Raw genomic sequence first — 18,290 nt, forward strand, 5'->3', positions numbered from 1 at the left:
TTGCTGATCGACTCCACTTCGATTTGGCGCAGACCGCCGGCTTCCAGCAAATCTGCCCAGCAGCCGTTGGCCGTGAAGAGGTTTTTGAGCGGTCGAGGTTTGTAAGCAGGCGGTGCAGAGGCCACGTCAGCAGGATGGCTCCTCATCGTGGTGAATGACGGCGGTGATGGCGAATCCGCCTGGCCCTTCTCTCATCGAAACGCTTACGCAAGAAGCGTCGGGAAACCTGTCGTTCAGATACGCTGTCTGGCAGCCACTACAAAGATCGACATTACCGAAAGGATCGATATCGAAGAAAAAGTCGGTATCGGGCACGAAGGTAGTATGCCCGGCGCGTTGGAGACGGGTCTGCTTTGCCTTGGCTTTTGCCCGGCTCGCCCGTTTACGTTTTTTGGTCTCTGACGCCATGTGTAAGCCTGTGCTGAGGAGGTATCGACTCGATTTCGGCTATGATAACCGATTTCAAAATCCCACAATTTGCAGCCGCAGGCTGCCCTGTTCAGTGATCCCCGGCCTCCGTTTTCAGTTCCATTGCACCCCAAACCCCCGCTCCCCACTTAAGACATTTTGGTCTTGTCGTACTCCTCATCTAAGGAGATACCGTAGTCTGTGAGATATTTCATATAATAATCACCAGTCGATAGTTCAGTCGCCTCGTTACTTGGATCATTTAGTATTACTTTTTCAAGTTTTCCTAGTCGATCAGTTTTTTATAGTCGCTCAACATCTGCTCGGCAGTATGCAAAATAATCTTTCGACCAAAATATCCATAATTTTGAGCAGCACAACCAAGACTAGGCAAAATTCGATTAAAGTTTGAAGACTCGTTATTTACATTGGGGTGCGTTATAGAAAAGTCATCAAAAGTAAAGCAATACACAGCATCCTTTACAGCTTTAACTGCATGATTCTTTAAAACAAGGTTAAGCGATCCTTTTGATACCGTCGAGATATCAGACAATATCTGCTTAATTAAATCAATATCATTTTCCACATATTTCTTGTCAGGACAACAAACGTTAGATAACTTATCCTTCAGCTCCTGAGCAATAATTTTTTTAGCATCAATCTCTATATTGTTTAAGGCCGCTAGTTGCGATAGAATATTGCTATCTTTTTTTAGTGCGGCAGGATTCAGTTTTGGAAATAAATTATCGGCACTTACACCTTCCAGTCTATCAGGTTCATGATGCAATGATGGGCCGCTAATGCCAATAGAACCAGGCGAATTCAACATAATTCACTCCAATAATATTTTATCTTGATTTTAACTAAGTCTTGAGTAACGCATACCTTAGTGGCGTATCCGTTGATTAGGTTCCAGAACAGGATCCGTTCAGTTGCGTGCTGTGCGGAGCGCGGATGGTTTACACCGCAGCCATCGCCGGCCTGCCGCAAGCATGTCATCAGCGAAGAAAGGCGCGAAGGTCGTGAACCTTAAGCAATACGGTGCTGGCCGCAGCCGATTCCGTGGCACGTTCTCCACCAACTCTCTGGTGGACTTCGCCAAATACGTGTCCTACCGCAAAGTCGCCGACGCGAAAGGCTTCATCAATCAGGACGAAATGACCTGTTCGGTGCTGTTCAATCTGGGCAACGAGGAAGTGCCAGGCCACGCAGATGACCGCGCTGTGCTGAAGCTCAAGCCCACCGCTGCCTATCAGGCCGTGCAGGCCATTAGTGGCCGGGGCATGTCGCAGAAGGATATGAGCGACTGGATTGAAGACTGGCACAGTACGCTGTCGGCAGTCGGTGATGACCTGCAGAACATCCCGTTGGCCAAAGCCATCGCCGCCGTGCGCACTATCACGGTCAAGGCATCGTCGGAAAGCGATCACACCGTCAGCGAGACCCGCGCCAGCCGTAGCGCAATGGATGCCATCGAGGCGACCAGCAAGGAAACCCTGCCCACGTCGCTGATCTTCTCGGCCATTCCGTTTGAAGGCCTGCAACTGCGCGAAATCATCCTGCGAATCTCGGTCATCACCAGCGGCGCACAGCCGGTGTTGAAACTGCGCTGGGTCGGCGAGGACGTGCAGCGCGAAGAGATTGCGCAAGAGTTCAAGTCGGTGCTTGAAGCGAAGGTGGGCGATGCAGCTCAGCTGGCTCTGGGTAGCTTCTCAGCCTGATGTATGAAGTTCCGCGCCACGAAATCACAATGTCGCCAATTGTCGCGGAAGTTGGAGCTGGCTAATTTCTGTTTGAATGTGAGCTGCATATTACTAAAGCTTTGATGACCGTTTGTTAGGTTTTGTACGAAAAGTATTGCCGCATACAACGTAGGCTGCAGGCCAGCGTGACCATGGCTGCGTAGCTCTTGGCCAGCTTGTCGTAGCGGGTGCCGATTCGGCGGTTCTCTTTAGCCAGCCAAACATCCGCTCAATGATGTTGCGCTGCCGATACTTTGGACGTTCAAAGAGTCGGGGCAAGCCAGGCCGGTGAACCGCCCCGGGTTTCTCGGAGACCCTTTTGTTTGAGTCATGCCACCTGGGCAGACTCGGTGAGTTGCTGATAATAGATTGCTTCTGCTTCGACCGGTGGAATATGACCGATTGGCTCCAGCAGGCGGCGGTGATTGAACCAGTCCACCCATTTCAGGGTTTCCAGCTCCGCCGCCCCCCGTGTGGGCCAAGAGCGTCGATGAATCACTTCAGCCTTGTAAAGACCATTGATGGTCTCAGCCAAAGCATTGTCGTAAGAGTCACCGACACTCCCGACCGATGGCTCAATACCGGCTTCGACAAGACGCTCGGTATAGCGAATGGACACGTACTGCACGCCACGGTCACTGTGGTGAATGAGTCCACCCTGCTTGACTGGGCGACGGGCGTAAAGGGCTTGCTCCAGTGCATCGAGTACAAAATCGGTACGTGCTGAACTGGACACCTTCCAACCGACGATGAATCGGGCAAAGACATCAATGATGAAGGCCACGTAAACAAAACCCTGCCAGGTACTGACGTAGGTAAAGTCCGATACCCATAGGGCGTTCGGGCACTCAGCCACAAACTGACGGTTGACATGATCCTGCGGGCACGGCCTGGCTTGGTCGCTGACCGTCGTCTTGACGGGCTTGCCGCGTACCACGCCTTGCAGGCCCAGCTTTCCCATCAGGCGTTGCACCGTACAGCGGGCGACTTGATGGCCTTCACGCAGCAACTGTCGCCAGACCTTGCGCACGCCATATACCTGGAAGTGCTCATCCCAGACTCGCTGGATGTGCTCACCCAGTTCCTGGTCACGTTGCGCACGCGCTGACTGCTGGCTGGGGTCAGCCTGCTGAGCAGCGTACCGGTAGTACGTCGACGGGGCGATTGGCAACACCTTGCAAATCGGTTCGACCCCGTAAGACTGGCGGTTTTCATCAATAAACGTCTTCATCGTTTGAATGGGCGGTCGAGCTCCGCCTGGGCAAAATAGGCTGAGGCCTTACGCAAGATCTCGTTAGCTTGACGCAACTGACGGTTCTCACGCTCCAAGAGCTTGACTCGCTCACGTTCGACAGTGCTCAGCCCATCAAGCTGGCCGCTGTTGCGCTCAGATTGGCGAACCCACAGCCGTAATGTCTCGGGCGTGCAGCCGATCTTGGGGGCAATGGCACTGATGGTGGCCCACTGCGACTCGTACTCAGGAAGGTGTTCGAAAACCATCCTGATGGCCCGCTCACGGACCTCTGGGGAATACTTCGGTAGTTTTTTCATCGCTCCATCCTCTCAAAGGTTGGAGTCTCCGAGAAACCCGGGGCGGTTCAGTCAAACCTACTCGCTCGGCTTTGGCACCGCTAGCCGTGTCTTCGAACACGCGCTCACAGCCTGCTTTCTCCAACGCATCGCGCTGCAGATCGAGTAGTTGGTCGTCGGTTGAGACGCGGGCATATCCAATCAGCATGGTTTCGTCCAGATACTCAATGAAAATTCAGTGTAGCCGGATATTGAAAATTGGAAGCTGTTACTGGATGCAGATAATGCAGGGTCCCGAGCGGACGATCTCATCTCGACCTGATGTCCAACAAACCTACGTTTGATAGACATTTTGACTCGAGCAAGATGTGGTTCGCATATCCGGCGGATCAAATCCGCAGATGTTCTAACCCGGAGCGAGCTGCACTTGACCCTGGTGATGAAACCGAAACGGCGTTGCTTGCCACACAGCAGGTTCATCTATCCAGGAGGTCGACTCAATGCATCGTCCTATCACCGCAGGCCATACCACCTCACGTCTCATCCTAGATCAGTCAAAACAAATATCACGTACCCCATCGGAAAGTAGCGCGCAATCAGCACTTTCTCAGCAAGCAAGCATGAGCAGCCCAGTTTTGGAGCGGTCGAAAAGTGCGCCAGCTTTATTGACTGCGGCACAGCGCACGATGCTTGCACAAGTGGGAGCCTGTAACTCTCATCTGACCTCAGATGAAAATATGGCCATCAACGAACTGAGATCACACAAGCCCCTTTTACCTAAGGATACGTGGTTTTTCACTGATCCTAACAAGGACCCAGATGATGTCGTGACCTACACCTTGGGCAAGCAATTGCAGGCTGAGGGCTTTGTGCACATCACGGACGTAGTGGCAACACTGGGTGATGCTGAAGTTCGCTCTCAACGTGCCGAGATGGCCAAAGGCGTGTTCAACAAGCTTGAGTTGCATGACGTGCATGTGTCGCGTGGTCGGGATTACGCAATGAATTCGCTTCAGTCGAAGGAACATGCCAAATTTTTACTGGAAGGTCATGCTTTAAGGGCTGGACCTGGTGAAATACACCGTGACAGCTTGCAGGACATGAGCAGGCGCCTGGCCCGTGCGCCACATGGAGTCGGTATTGTCGTAATTGCAGGCATGAGTGATATCAATGCGCTCATCACTACCTGCCCGGATATTGTGCGCGAACGGGTTGATGACATCACCATCATGGGCGGCGTCGAGCCTTTAAAGGACGCAGATGGTTTTGTACAGCCTGATGCACGCGCTTACAACAATGCGACCGACATGGACGCTGCGCGCAGTCTTTATCGGAAAGCGCAGGAGCTTGGCATTCCACTTCGTATAGTAACAAAGGAGGCGGCCTATAAAACGGCGGTTTCACCTTCATTTTACGAAGGGATAGCACGGAGCGGACATCCAGTAGGCCACTACCTGAGAGACGTTCAGAAGAGTGCGTTGAAAGGCCTCTGGGAAGGTATTCAAGCTGGATTGCTTCCCGGGTTGGATGACTCATGGTTCTTTCGGACATTCATGCCGAATGCACAGATTGAAGCAGTACAGCTTGATCAAAATAAAGAGAGTTCGTTTGAAGATATCTGGCCTAAGGTGACGAAGCTAAACCTGTATGATCCTCTGACATTACTGGCCTCAGTGCCAGGGGCGGCAAAACTGCTATTTAAACCAAAAGCTATACACACAGAGGGATTTGGTGTTGTAGAGCAAGTAGGTCCAGATGATGTGACGCATCCAGAGAAAGCAAAGTTATTGATGTCCGCTTTAGCCAAATCTGCGCTTGTCCAGTCGACTCTAGCCCCAGATTGACCCGTAGTGCCGACAAATGTGGGACCATCCGCGATGGCGAGGGTAGCACGGTGAAAAACCATGCTACCCGCCTGACTGCTGCTCGTGAAGTCCAGTAGATCGCGTCGACTATGATTCAGGGTGCGGGCTGCCGCGACGTGTCGGGCATAGCCAGGTCTTGATACGGAATAGGGGTTGTAAGCCGGAATCCCAGAAATTTCCGTCATGGGCGGGAAGCCAGTACTGGTGCGGATTGACGCCAAACAGTTGTTTTCCGGCAGCGACACCGCCAAGCCGAAAACGGCTTGATTGAGCGGCCAAATATGTACGGAAAACCGTATCGGATAGCAAAAGCAGCCGGGAACCACTCTCATGATGTTTTCCGACGGAATTTTCGGGGGTTCCGGCGTACACCCCCATGATTAAATGCGACTGAAAAACCGATGATTTTGGCTTCCATCAAACAGTGGTCTTCAGGCTAGCGCTTTTGTCTCTTTAGGCTCTAGATTTTTTGACCGAACTATATCAAAAATGAAAATCAACCCTATTGAGACATCAAAAACGCCTCAGACACGCGTCCCGCAAGGGTATACTTAAATGAGACAGAAACGGCGGGTGGTCACTCGCAAATAATTCCGGTTCATGACGGTCGATTGCAGGTCTAATCAGATGAATGCAGGTTCATTCGCAAATAATCCCGGTTTGCTGGCTCGAATAGACGCAATCAATCCCGGTCGAAAAACTCGATGATTGCAGGTCGAGGCCATTTCGATTGCAGGTCGTTACACATAGGAATTTCAAAATGCCTATGCATCAAGTTGACGCTATGAAGGAGGCGTCATGCCTTCATAGCGATGCGTAGGAAGACGCTGATGCGTTACTTATGCAGTGAAAATCCCTATAAATAAGCGTTAATGCGGGTTATTTCACCGCTAAGCTTAGGTGCGGACGCACCTTCCCCCTGTCAGGGCTTCACGTACCTCATCTGCGCGATCGCCTGAGCGTTGAGGATCAGTCCCTGCACCGTCAGCCCGCTGATTGCCGCCGTGTATACCATCCGCGCGCCACACAGCACGCAACGGAACGGATCGACGTTTAGAAAGGCTTTGGCCATTACAGCTTTGGTACATGCATTTTGGTATCCGGCTTACGCCCAAGGTATCGACCAATGACTTCACTTGGTTGCAGGTCCTCGATCATGCGCCCCGGCTCGGGGCGCATGATCGAGCGCCCGAGGATTTTTCGCGATAGACCGCAGCCACGTACGTAGTAGCCCGTTGCTCGCGTGGCGCTGTGAGTCCTAATCTAAGCCTTGTATGGACCTTATGAGCGACCATCCAGGCTCTCGACGCGAGCAGGCTTGTTCACGGCAGTCATGATCTCGCGCATTGCGTTTGTGTACTTTGCTAGATCGTTGGTCAGTTTTGCCTGCCTATCGAGGTTGGGTGGATTTTTCTGCTGCTCCTTTTCAAGCCTGTTCTGTGCCAACTGCATTTCTTTGTATAGCAGGTGCGTTTTTGCCTTGGCTTTGAAGCTATCAGCAGTGTGAAACTGCACTTCAAACTCATATCCCTTAGCATCCGTGAAGCGTGCGTTGATCCCCTTGTAGGTGCCGTCTCCTGTGGTAAAGTAATTTTTACGCTTCACGCAAGTCATCCCTTGCCGATGCAGCACATCATTTACCGCTAGCACCTTCGCAACAAAATCTTCGGAAGGCAACTGGAGCACGTAGCGCAGCGCATCGCCCACGCTCTGATTTGCCTGTGCCTCGGTCATGCCGACTTGCACATGGCTCCGCATCTTGCTCTTGATCGATGCGATCGATTTTTGGAACGGTGCGTTCTGCACCTGCTCGATCCGGTCGTCCGTAGCGGTGTAGCGAACGTTTCCCCAGAGCCGCGCGTCGAAGTCGTTGGCCAGCTTGTTGAATACAGGTGTAAGCGACTCTTGCTTGCTTGCGGCAACGTCGAACAATATTTGTGCTGGCGATGCGTTTGCATTGAATCGCGTTGGCGCCCTCTGCTGTGACAGCGCCACTTGCGGTGTGCTGCTCACGCCTGCACGGAATTTTGCGGCGTCTTTGCGATTGTTTGGTTGAGATTTGAAAGCCGCAGCTTTCATTGCCAAGGCCGGGACGTTCTCCTCCTCCCAGTCGTCGATATCGTCGCACTCTGGCGGCGAAGGCACGAGTCTGAAGGCGTCTTGCGCGGGCGCCTGCACTTCTCGCTGATCAGTCAGTGGGGCGCCCTGAAGCTGCAGCGCATAGCTGTGCTTGTAAAGATCATGGAATTGCTCCTTGAGCCTGAAGGTGTCAGGCGTGTGGAACTGGATCTCCCAGAGCGCGCCTTCGGGACTGCGCATCGTGACATTGACCGCTTTGAAGGCCGGCTGGTGCTTGGCAAACAGGTTGCTCAGTTTGACGCGCACATGGCCCTGATCGTCCAGCGAGGCCAGCACACCGCGCAAGCCAGCGGTGAAGTGCTGCGGATCCAGTACCACGCTGTAGCGCAGCGCGTCGTTCACGCCGGCCACGGCTTCTTCCAGGGTCTTGTTTTTCACAGCCATCTGCTGCGTTAGCTTTTCTTTCAACGAGCCGACCGACTTCAGTTGATGGTCCATGCCCGCCAGTTGCCCAGCATGGGACTCGGCGACGCGCCTCAGCATGTGAGTGACCCTAGGTTCCATCTCGCGAGCACGCGTCAGTAAGCTCTGCGCCTCAAGCGCAATGTCTTCTGGCTGCACGGCGCGCAGGCGCTCGGCGGGCGATGGCGGTGGGTCGATCAGGCCTGCTTGCTGCAGCGAGTGTAGCGCGTCTTGCATGACGCCCGCAGCCATCGTCGGCATGTTCTGCAGGTCCACCTGGGTCTGCTCGGCGTCGAAGCGACCATCGTGCATGGCCCGGGCAGTTACCTTGCCATACGGTACGCTGCGAACCCGATCAGCGAACCCTCGCTCGGATCGTTCGCACGACTCAACGATCTTGGCGAACAGCGCCGTGCCGGTGTCAGACTTCAGCGCATCGGTGCCCACCTTGATCGCGATGGTGAAGAGGTTGCGCATGCTCAGTTCCGGCTCTCCAGGGATGAGCCCCGGTTGCCCGGCCGGGAATTGCGCGTGCGAGAGCCTGCACACAGGGTAGTTGTCGATGATGGCGTGAATCCGTGTCTCAGTATCAGGCGCAGCAAGGTACGCCTGGGCGAGGCGTGGGAAGGCCTCGCCCAGCGCATCCTGCAATGGCGGCACTTCGGCTCGCGATGATGCCCCCGGCTCCAGTCGAAGCAGTTGTGCATGCAGGAGCTCGGCGGCTTCACGTGCCTCGGGCAGGTGGGCGCGCCCGATGGCGTTGTATGCCTGGTTGCGCAGTTCCGTCAACACCTGAGGAGCTTTGGCTTTGCCGTCGAGTGCTACACGTAGACCGTTACGCAGGTCGCGCTCAATGCCGTCATAAGTGCCGAACATCATATTGCGCGCCATTGCCTCACGCAGGTGGTCAGGCTGAGCCATGAAGCGCGCTGCCAAGGTGCTGGCCGCCCCCATGATCTGGCCTCCACGTTGCAGAGACATGATCTCGGACAGCCGCCCCGCCTGGTAATGGCCGTTGTCAGGATCAATGGCCGGCGTTGCCGTTTTCGGCGGCTTGAAGGAACGTGGCTGGCCGCGGCGTACCTCGCGATCGGCCATCTCGCGCGAAATCAGCGCGGCCAGTTTGGGGTAGCCCGCGTACACGAACGCGTCGTCGCCGTCGGTGTCCATGTTGCGCTTGCGCAGTTCCGGGATAGGCAGTGCGCCCATGCGTCCGGGCTCCACGATGTCCTTGAGCCGCAGGCTGCCGGTGCTGAGCATGTCCTGCGGCACGGCACTGCGGTCGCGACCGGTCGTCCAGCGCGACAGGGTCTTGAGGTCCTCCTTCGAGCAGGCCAAATCCATGTCCGCAAAATTGGCCGGCCAGTTCTTTGATGGCACCACGATGAGCATGCCCTTGCTGTGCAGCATCTCGGCATCGCTGCCCGATCTGTCGTCGAAGCCTGTGTAGCTGTACTGGATACCAAAGGACTGCGAGAGGAATTCGGCGGTGGCGTCGCTCTGCGCCACTGTCGCGACGCGTTCTTCCGGCACGGGCAGCAGGTTCTCCTTGTCGTAGGGCGGCTTGCCGATCAGCAAGGCGCCGCCTGCGGCGTCGAAGGCCTGGCTGCGCTCGCTCGGTAGGTGCACCTTGTCGTCGGCAGCAGGCACCGCCCTGACTCTTTGGCCCTGGTAGCCGCCGCTGGTGGCCAGTTCGTACAACGTGAGTTGACTCAACTCCGACGGCAGCGCCTGCAACCGGCGCTGCATCGCCTCGTGCGCCTCCTGCAGTGCCGCCTCGTCACGTGGGAAGTGCTGCAGCGCCTGCGGTGCCAGCCGCGTGGGTCCCTTATCCTTGGCAATAAGGTCACGCTGCTTCTGGCTGGCCTCACCGGCCTGCACTGCTTGCCAGGCAGAGAAGTACTCACGGAAGGCCGGTATGCGTAGTGCCACCTCCAGCTTCAGGAAGCCGCAACCATCGTTGGGGCACAGCGCCAATGCATGCCCGTCCGGTGCTGTTGGCTTGAACGGGTGCGCAGGGCCGCTGACGTCTTCAAAAAATCCCAGGCGCAGTGTGCCCTCAATGACGTGATCGGTCGGCACCATCTCTAGTAGCGAGCGCTGCATCCGCGACCAGTCTTCGCGCTGCGGGGCAAGCTTGGCGATGAGCTGCATCAGGCTACTGCCCGGCGCGGTGTCTGTATAGCGCATTGCCGGCAGCAGCGACGGTGCTCCGGATGTGCCGGACAGCAACTGGGCGGGGCGACTCATATGGCCTCGCGTGGCGCGGCTGCCGCCGAACATGTCAAAACGCCAGGGTTCGTCCTGGTAGGTGAGCGTACGCGCGAGCATGAACGTCGAAATCGCCCCAGGCAGTTGGACCTCCACCAGCGGCAAGCCCGTCAGCCGTGTAAATAGCGAGTACGGCTTGTTCGTCTCGGTCGCATTGGTCGACACTTCCTTGCCACGCAGATCGACCACGATGTGGGTCGTGCTGCCGTTGCCGGGTGCAGGCGCAACGGGATCGCCGGGTGCCGACCGCATGCTCAGGCGCCCGGCGTCAAGGTCGAACTGGCTCGGTGGATGGGCCTGCGTAATCTTCGCTGCTTCCTTCGCCATGCGCAGGTCCAGGGCGTCAAATACGATGTCACCGGCCTCGATCTGCGCGATCAAGTTCCAGCTCATCTCTCCGAGGTCCTCCTCGATGGCCTCGCGTGTCCGCTCCAGCGTCCTGTCAACCCATTTCCCCAACTCTTCGCGACGTTGGCGAATTTCCTGGCGCGAGCCTTCGATGTGGCGCGGCTTGCATTGCCGGCTCACCATGCTGTAAGCCTTGAGCACCTGGAAGAAGGTCAGCGCCGGGCATCGAGTGGCGTATTGTTCGAGGTCGGTCGAAGACGGCGGGACACCGCCGGTAAGGTACAAGTCGATCTTGCGCTCGATGATGGGCTGCAACGTATTGAACACGCGCAATGCGTGCCCCCGATGGCGAGAGGTCAACTCTGGGCTGCGGATCAACGGCAAAAATCCCATGCACAGGCTGCCGAGACCCTCAAGGTTGGTTTCCCGTAATCCGTCGTCCTGCGCGAGCACCGCAACCCGCTCCAGGGCCGACCGCGCCAGCGGACGCATCTGGCGATGGAGTTGCGCCGATGAAAGGGCCTTGAAGAGCATACCAATGTCTTGCGCGGAGGCAGACTCAAAACGCTCACGGTGCAGCTCCAGGTGCCCGGCCATTGCCAGCAGTTTGGCGCGTCCCAAAATTTGGAACTGTTCCTCATCCAGGTGCAGCAGACGGGACATCGCGTTGGCCACCATGGCGAGCCCACGCATCTCGAACTGCTGCCACGGCAACTCTGCCGAGCCGGCGCGTTCGGCGAGCAGCAACACTGCCGAATGACATGCCGGCCTTCCGAGGCATCTGCTCAGCGCATTGAGCGACACAGCCACTTGGTGCTCATCCATGGCTTGTCGCAGATCGTTGTCCTCCGCCAGCCTGCCGGCCAAGACATCGGTAGCACTCTCGCAATTCGCACGTTCGGGCCATTTGCTCAAGGCGTTGAGTGCTTGAGTCACGCCGATAGGACTGAGGGCGTTGCGTAACTCGCGATCATTGGCCAGTCGCGAGGCCAAGGCGTCAGCGGAGGCCTGGCTAACGTCCACGTCGGGCCATTTGCTCAGGGCGTTGAGCGTGTTGGCCACGCCTTTCGGGTTGAGGCCGTTGAGCAAGTGGCGATCATTGGCCAGTCGCGAGGCCAGTGCGCTGGCGGCCGCCACGCAGTCCGGCGTGTCGGGCCATTTGCTCAGGGCGTTGAGCGCGTTGGCCATCTGTTGCGGGGTGAGGCCGTTGAACAAGTTGCGATCATTGGCCAGTCGCGAGGCCAGCGCGTTGGCAGCGTCCGCGCAGTCCGGCGTGTCGGGCCATTTGCTCAGGGCGTTGAGCGCGTTGGCCATCTGTTGCGGGGTGAGGGCGTTGCGTAACTCGCGATCATTGGCCAGTCGCGAGGCCAGCGCGTTGGCAGCGTCCGCGCAGTCCGGCGTGTCGGGCCATTTGCTCAGGGCGTTGAGCGCGTTGGCCATGTGTTGCGGGTTGAGGGCGTTGCGTAACTCGCGATCATTGGCCAGTCGCGAGGCCAGCGCGTTGGCAGCGTCCGCGCAGTCCGGCGTGTCGGGCCATTTGCTCATTGCGTTGAGCACGTTGGCCATGTCTTGCGGGTTGAGGGCGTTGCGCAAAGTGCGCTCGTCGGCCAGCCGCGAGGCCAGCGCGTTGGCAGCGTCCGCGCAGTCCGGTGTGTCGGGCCATTTGCTCAGGGCGTTGAGCGCGTTGGCCAGTTCTTGCGGGTTGAGGGCGTTGCGTAAATCGCGATCATTGGCCAGTCGCGAGGCCAGTGCGCTGGCTGCCGCCACGCAGTCCGGCGTGTCGGGCCATTTGCTCATTGCGTTGAGCGCGTTGGCCATCTGTTGCGGGGTGAGGCCGTTGAGCAAGTTGCGATCATTGGCCAGTCGCGAGGCCAGCGCGTTGGCAGCGTCCGCGCAGTCTGGCGTACCGGGCCACTTGCTCAGGGCGTTGAGCGCGTTGGTCATGTGTTGCGGGGTTAGGGCGTTGAGCAAGTGGCGATCATTGGCCAGTTGCGAGGCCAGTGCCTTGACGGCGGCAGTGCAGTCCGGCGTACCGGGCCATTTGCTCAGGGCGTTGAGCGCGTTGGCCACTTCTTGCGGGTTGAGAGCGTTGCGTAACTCGCGATTGTTGGCCAGTCGCGAGGCCAGCGCGTTGGCAGCGTCCGCGCAGTCCGGCGTGTCAGGCCATTTGCTCAGTGCGTTGAGCGCGTTGGCCAGTTCTTGCGGGGTGAGGGCGTTGCGTAACTCGCGATTGTTGGCCAGTCGCGAGGCCAATGCGCTGGCGACTGCCGCGCAGTCCGGCGTGTCGGGCCATTTGCTCAGGGCATTGAGCACGTTGGCCACGCCTTGCGGGTCAAGGGCGTTGCGCAAACTGCGCTCGTCGGCCAGCCGCGACGTCAGTGCATTGGCGGCGTCCTCGCAGTCGGGCGTGTCGGGCCATTTGCTCAGGGCATTGAGCACGTTGGTCACGCCTTGCGGGTTGAGAGCGTTGCGTAACTCGCGATCATTGGCCAGGCGCGAGGCCAGCGTGTTGGCAGCGTCCGCGCAGTCCGGCGTGTCGGGCCATTTGCTCAGGGCGTTGAGCGCGTTGGCCACGCCTTGCGGGTCGAGGGCGTTACGCAAGCTGCGCTCATTAGCCAGCCGCGAGGCCAGTGCGTTGGCAGCGTCCGCGCAATCCGGCGTGTCGGGCCATTTGCTAAGGGCGTTGAGCGTTTTGGTTATGTGTTGCGGGTCTAGAGCATTGCGCAATTGGGACTCGACTTCCAGTCGCCCGGCCAGCGCGTTGGCAGCGTTCTTGCAGTCCGGCGTGTTGGGCCATTTGCTCAGGGCGTTGAGCACGTTAGCCACGCCTTGCGGGTTGAGGGCGTTGCGTAAATCGCGATTGTCGATCAGCCGTGAGGCCAGCGCGTTGGCAGCGTCCGCGCAGTCCGGCGTGTCGGGCCATTTGCTCAGGGCGTTGAGCGCGTTGGTCAGTTCTTGCGGGTTGAGAGCATTGCGCAAACCGCGCTCGTCGGCCAGCCGCGAGGCGAGTGCGTTAGCGGCGTCCGCGCAGTCTGGCGTGTCGGGCCATTTGCTCAGGGCGTTGAGCGCGTTGGCCACGCCTTGCGGGTCGAGGGCGCTGCGCAAACCGCGCTCTTCGGCCAGTCGCGAGGCCAGTGCCTTGACGGCGGCAGTGCAGTCCGGCGTGTCAGGCCATTTGCTCAGGGCATTCAATGTGTTTCCGAATTCTTGCGGTTTGAGGACGTAGCGCAAGTTGCGATCATTGGTTAGTCTCAAGGCCAGTGCCTTGGCCGCGTCCGCGCAGTGCGGTGTGTCGGGCCATTTGCTCAGGGCGTTGAGCGCGTTCGCGACGCTCTGCCCATCCATCGCATGACGCAAGCGGCTTTTGCTGGCGAGCATATCAGCAAGCAAGTACGCCATGGATTGGCAGTCCGGATTGTCGGGCCACTTGCTGAAGGCATTAAGTGCCAGGCCGATCTTCTGCGCGTCCAGCGACGACCGGGCAGGATGGTTACGTTGCAGGTGACGTGCCAGACGAGCCACCGCGCGTTCACACCTGCCGCTGTTGAAGTTCTTGGCGAAGGCGTTCAGGAGTAGGACTGAGTGGCGGCCATCCAGTCCCGATAAATCATCTGCCTGATTGAGCTGTCCGGCGATCCACGCGATTGCATCCATGCACGCTTGCTGGTTCGGATGCTTGCTCAGCTTGTTGCCCACATGGGCCAGCTGCGTCAGCGATGCACCGTCAAACCACTTGGTCTTGCAGAGATACTGCGCCGCAACCTCCGTGCAACGATCGAGCTCGCTATGCGTTACGCCTGCCCCTGTGGCGCGCCTTGCACTGGCAATCATCAGAAGGTATTTGTCGAGCCACTGCGCATTGGTTTGCGCGTTGACGCTCTCATCCAGGAAAGGCAGCGCCAGCCCGCAACCGATGTGACGCGCCAGCGCGTTTTCCTTTGCCACCGACACGCACAAGCGAGCGTTGTGGTTCTGAGCCACCCGGCTGGGGGCACTCAGCCATTTCCGATACTGCTCTCGCTGTTCCTGCAGCTGCTCTTTTGCAGCTGGATCGAGCTGATGTTCGGCTTGGTGAAGATCCGCCGCCGTCCACTCCAAATCATGCATTGGCCGCTTTGGCTGCCGATACGGCTCTCGCTCTTCCCGAGGTCGTTTTCCTGCCGCCCGGTCGAACGTGTGTTCGGCCAAGCGCGCCTCCCAGCCATGCGTTGTTCTTTGTGGCCTACGATGCGATGACGATGCACTGACGTCAGCGGGCGCTCTGTCATGGGGCCGCTCAGACTTGGTACGATGTCGGTCGGTGATATCGTTGCGCAAGTGCGCGTGAATGGTAGGCTGTTGCCGAGCGTCCCTGTCCCGTGCGCGGCCACCGGCTCCAGGTTCATCCTGCTCCACCCGTCGCCGTTTGGCCGGCTGCCGCTCATTGCAACTGGTGCCGGTACTGGCTTCCGGCTGATCCCCGGTCCGCTTGAGCTGGTCCTCTTCACTGAAAGACCGGTTTGTGCTCAATGCGTTTAGATTGACGTTGGGGATTCTCATGCCTGCAATTAGTCCATCCGAATGTAGTCGTTGTCACGGTTGAGTTGCACTGGGCCGTGGTTCTTGGCGGTCAAGGCGTTGTTTGCTGACGCAATACGACCTTTAGCTCTTGCACCTGATCTTCGTACCGACGCTGATATTTGAGCGAGGATCCGCTCCTCCAACAGGGCCGCCTCAGTGGCGCGTCCAGCCAAGGTGCCGTTTGGCCGCTTACGCCTCGCGTTCGAGCTGCAGTGATGTCTCTGCGCGGCTGTGTAATGAGCGAGCCAGCCTCTTGCCGGGCCTGCTGAGCGGTTGGCTATTTTTGCAGCGTTGCCTTAAAGAGGTTTTTGACCGCTGACGCTGAAGTTATGTAGCCACCAAATTTTCATTAGTCGTGTTGTGTGGCCTTTTGGACGGATTCGGTTCCTTGCGAACGTGGGCCAACGCCAAAGCTTTTAAACGTCGGTGGGGGGGCATATCAGGGAGCAACGAAACATCAAATGCGCGACGCCCGGGAGACCGTGCGTGAAAACGAGGGTTCTTGCTACATTCGGACCTTAACTTTAGCCTGGTTCTGTGCCCAGACACGCTTTACCTGGCTGACACTGACCCCGGCCAGCCTTGCAGTTTCCGCAATGCTACATCCACCGCTTTTAAGAGCGATGACCCGTTCATGCATTTTGGTATCCGGTTTACGCCCAGCGTATCGACCGGCGCCCTTGGCCAAGTCGATGCCTTGGCGCTGTCGCTCTCGCCGGTCCTCGAAGTCGTCACGCGCTATTTGCAAGGCCACACGCAACAGCATGTCTTGTACGCCTTGCAACACCACCTTGGCGACACCACTGGACGCCTCGGTCAATTGCGATAGATCGACGATTCCAGGCACTGCCAGGCGTGCGCCCTTAGCCCTGATCGCGTCCACAAGTTTTTCTGCTTCGACCAAGGGAAGACGGCTGATTCGGTCGATTTTTTCCGCAATGACGACTTCACCCGGTTGCAGGTCCTCAATCATGCGCAACAGCTCGGGACGGTCGGATCGAGCGCCCGAGGCTTTCTCGCGATAGACCGCAGCCACGTAGTAGCCCGATGCTCGCGCATTGCCAATGATCGCTTCTTGGCGCTGCAAGTCCTGGTCTTCGGAACTGACACGCAGGTACACCCGCGCAACGTTGAGAGTCGTCATACTGCAACCCTTTAGATACGTTCCTGATTCAACACTACGTTTACGCTTCCCAGGGGTTAATGACGTTCAACCCGGCAGCCTCAAAAGGGCCAGTGTCACGGGTGGCGACGGTGAAGCCGTTGGCGAGGGCGATGGCTGCAATGAAGGCATCTGCCGTTTCGACCGCCAACCCGGCTGCGCGGGACTTGGCCAGCAGCTCGGCATAAGCCTTCGTACAAGTCATATCGAACGACAGCACCCTATTGGCGAACATCGGCAGCAGGTGCTTTTCCAGGTTTTCACGCAAGCTATCCTGGCGTTTTCCGACAGGCATCAGCGCGATACCTGCACGCAACTCGGCTACCGTGATGGTGGACAGATAAAGCGTTTCCAGCGCTTGTGCGTCGATCCAGTCAAGGACGTGGGCATTGGGCTCTCGGCGCTGCGGTTCTGAAATTACGTTCGTATCGAGCAGGATCATTCAAAGCTCACCGCACGGGCCGGAGACGTGATGCGCGTGTTCTCAAACAAGGTGTGTTCTTTATCGGTCAGACCACCAACCTCACGGGCAATAGAAGCCAGGAACGAGCCAAGTTTCACACGTCCCTCGGGTCTCGCCGCCCGCTCCAAGATGTCGCGTATTTCGGCCTCGGTGCTGCGCCCGTGCAGGGCAGCTTGGATGCGGATGGCCCGATGCACTTCATCGGGTAGATTTCTTACGTTCACGTTTGCCACTTGGTAGTTACCAGTTTTTGCCATCAGTGCTATCACTATATGCTCTTGATACCATAAATCAAGAATGCTAGGCGGGTCCATGCATAGGAATTTCAAAATGCCTATGCATCAAGCTGACGCTATGGAAGGAGGCGTCATGCCTTCATAGCGATGGGTAGGAAGACGCTGATGCCTTACTTATGCAGTGAAAACCCCTATCAATCCGCATTAACGCAGGTTATTTTACCGCTGAGCCTAGGTGTGGACGCACCTTCCCCCTGTCAGGGCTTCACGTACCTCATCTGCGCGATCGCGTGAGCGTTGAGGACCAGTCCCTGCACAGTCAGTCCGCTGATTGCCGCCGTGTATACCATCCGCGCGCCACACAGCACGCAACGGAACGGATCGACCTTTATAAAGGCTTTGGCCATCTGCACAAAATACAGCTTTGGTACCGGTCCTGGCGTCGCCATCTTCAGTGCTTCATAGACCTTTGGCAGGTACTGCCCGCAGACCCGATTGGCCAGAAAACCAAAATACCGGATCATCCGGAAATGCTTTTCCGGGATGTGCTGCACCACCCGGCGCAGCATGTCGGCCTGGCTCAGCGTTTCCTGCTGATAGGTCTGCGTGCGGTGATCCAGGTAGGTGAAGCTCAACGTGGCTCCGCAGGTGTAATGCGCCAGACGACTGCCCGAGATCGGCGGTTTTTTCAGGTAGCGGCCCAGGTAATTGACGGTCTTTCGCCCGTTTTCCGTCTTCTTCGACAAGTGGATGTGCCAGTGCTGGCCGCCAGCGGTCAGTATCAAACGGCGCCAGTCGCTTTCACAGAAGATGTGGGCCAGCTGCGGCGGCATCGTCAGTTGCGAAAGCGGCTGTCCCAGCAGGTAATCGCGCACCAGCCACATCCAGCGCCGCCGCAGGGCCTCTTTGAGGAACGACAGATTTTTCCAGACGCCCTGCTCATCCAGGCCGCCCGCGGTCACCGACAGGTGGACGTGGGGATGCCAGTTGAGCCGCCGGCCATAGGTGTGCAGCGCCCCGAAAATCCCGACGCGCAAACCGCGCCGTTTGGCGGTGTAGATCAGGTTATCGGCCGCCAGACGAAACAGCGCATCGAGCAGCCAGCGGTTGTAGAAGAACAGGGGCCATAGCGTGTCGGGCAGCGTGAACACCAGATGCTGCCAG

9 protein-coding genes, 4 pseudogenes and 1 other annotated feature are annotated in these 18,290 nt (G+C 57.7%); of the genes and pseudogenes, 2 read left to right on the plus strand and 11 right to left on the minus strand.

Annotated elements, in window-relative coordinates:
* Window positions 1–126 precede the first annotated feature (126 nt).
* On the minus strand, window positions 127–408 hold the full coding sequence (locus KDX37_RS27180; RefSeq protein ID WP_231656322.1) for a hypothetical protein: 282 nt from the start codon (window positions 406–408) through the stop codon (window positions 127–129).
* 286 nt (window positions 409–694) lie between these two features.
* Window positions 695–1,237: a hypothetical protein gene (locus tag KDX37_RS27185; RefSeq protein WP_231656323.1), complete on the minus strand. Its 543-nt coding sequence runs from the start codon at window positions 1,235–1,237 to the stop codon at window positions 695–697.
* A gap of 178 nt (window positions 1,238–1,415) precedes the next feature.
* Between KDX37_RS27185 and KDX37_RS27190 the strand changes: the two are divergent.
* Window positions 1,416–2,129 (plus strand): annotated as a pseudogene (locus tag KDX37_RS27190) (DUF2303 family protein); the annotation flags it as partial.
* 115 nt (window positions 2,130–2,244) lie between these two features.
* Here the strand turns inward: KDX37_RS27190 and KDX37_RS27195 are convergent.
* From KDX37_RS27195 to KDX37_RS27205, 3 genes and pseudogenes are all read right to left on the minus strand, one after another.
* A pseudogene (locus KDX37_RS27195) lies at window positions 2,245–2,438 on the minus strand (transposase); the annotation flags it as partial.
* 40 nt (window positions 2,439–2,478) lie between these two features.
* A protein-coding gene (locus tag KDX37_RS27200; RefSeq protein WP_231656324.1) for an IS3-like element IS51 family transposase occupies window positions 2,479–3,701 on the minus strand; the annotation gives its coding sequence in 2 pieces (ribosomal slippage) (window positions 2,479–3,416 and window positions 3,416–3,701; 1,224 coding nt in all).
* Window positions 3,307–3,423: a sequence feature (AL1L pseudoknot), on the minus strand. (Overlaps the previous gene by 117 nt.)
* 52 nt (window positions 3,702–3,753) lie before the next feature.
* A pseudogene (locus KDX37_RS27205) lies at window positions 3,754–3,888 on the minus strand (recombinase family protein); the annotation flags it as partial.
* 412 nt (window positions 3,889–4,300) lie between these two features.
* Between KDX37_RS27205 and hopQ1-1 the strand changes: the two are divergent.
* The gene (hopQ1-1, locus tag KDX37_RS27210) at window positions 4,301–5,524 is read left to right on the plus strand and encodes a type III secretion system effector XopQ (RefSeq protein WP_231656328.1); all 1,224 of its coding nucleotides are present in this window, start codon (window positions 4,301–4,303) and stop codon (window positions 5,522–5,524) included.
* 943 nt (window positions 5,525–6,467) lie between these two features.
* Here hopQ1-1 and KDX37_RS27215 read toward each other — a convergent pair.
* The 6 genes and pseudogenes from KDX37_RS27215 to KDX37_RS27240 all read right to left on the minus strand — a co-directional run.
* Window positions 6,468–6,623, minus strand: a pseudogene (locus KDX37_RS27215) (IS91 family transposase); the annotation flags it as partial.
* A gap of 203 nt (window positions 6,624–6,826) precedes the next feature.
* Window positions 6,827–15,244, minus strand: a complete 8,418-nt coding sequence (gene xopAD, locus KDX37_RS27220) for a XopAD/skwp family type III secretion system effector (RefSeq protein WP_231656325.1) — start codon at window positions 15,242–15,244, stop codon at window positions 6,827–6,829.
* Window positions 15,245–15,770: 526 nt separating this feature from the next.
* Window positions 15,771–16,409, minus strand: a complete 639-nt coding sequence (locus KDX37_RS27225) for a recombinase family protein (protein WP_231656326.1) — start codon at window positions 16,407–16,409, stop codon at window positions 15,771–15,773.
* A 40-nt stretch (window positions 16,410–16,449) separates the two neighbouring features.
* Entirely contained in the window at window positions 16,450–16,869 is a 420-nt protein-coding gene (locus tag KDX37_RS27230) for a type II toxin-antitoxin system VapC family toxin (RefSeq protein WP_005769733.1), read from the minus strand.
* Window positions 16,866–17,123 (minus strand): FitA-like ribbon-helix-helix domain-containing protein, encoded by a 258-nt coding sequence (locus KDX37_RS27235; protein ID WP_003381346.1) that lies wholly within the window; start codon window positions 17,121–17,123, stop codon window positions 16,866–16,868. Before KDX37_RS27235 ends, KDX37_RS27230 begins: the two co-directional genes overlap by 4 nt.
* 260 nt (window positions 17,124–17,383) lie before the next feature.
* On the minus strand, window positions 17,384–18,290 hold a 907-nt coding region (locus KDX37_RS27240), incomplete at its 5' end, for an IS91 family transposase (protein ID WP_231656327.1).

The sequence above is a fragment of the Pseudomonas californiensis genome, assembly GCF_021147775.1.
GTDB lineage: Bacteria > Pseudomonadota > Gammaproteobacteria > Pseudomonadales > Pseudomonadaceae > Aquipseudomonas > Aquipseudomonas californiensis.

Coding starts and splice junctions, on each gene's coding strand:
- KDX37_RS27180 (WP_231656322.1), bottom strand. CDS start 408: ATGGCGTCAGAGACCAAAAAACGTAAACGGGCGAGCCGGGCAAAAGCC.
- xopAD (WP_231656325.1), bottom strand. CDS start 15,244: ATGAGAATCCCCAACGTCAATCTAAACGCATTGAGCACAAACCGGTCT.
- KDX37_RS27185 (WP_231656323.1), bottom strand. CDS start 1,237: ATGTTGAATTCGCCTGGTTCTATTGGCATTAGCGGCCCATCATTGCAT.
- KDX37_RS27230 (WP_005769733.1), bottom strand. CDS start 16,869: ATGATCCTGCTCGATACGAACGTAATTTCAGAACCGCAGCGCCGAGAG.
- KDX37_RS27225 (WP_231656326.1), bottom strand. CDS start 16,409: ATGACGACTCTCAACGTTGCGCGGGTGTACCTGCGTGTCAGTTCCGAA.
- hopQ1-1 (WP_231656328.1), top strand. CDS start 4,301: ATGAGCAGCCCAGTTTTGGAGCGGTCGAAAAGTGCGCCAGCTTTATTG.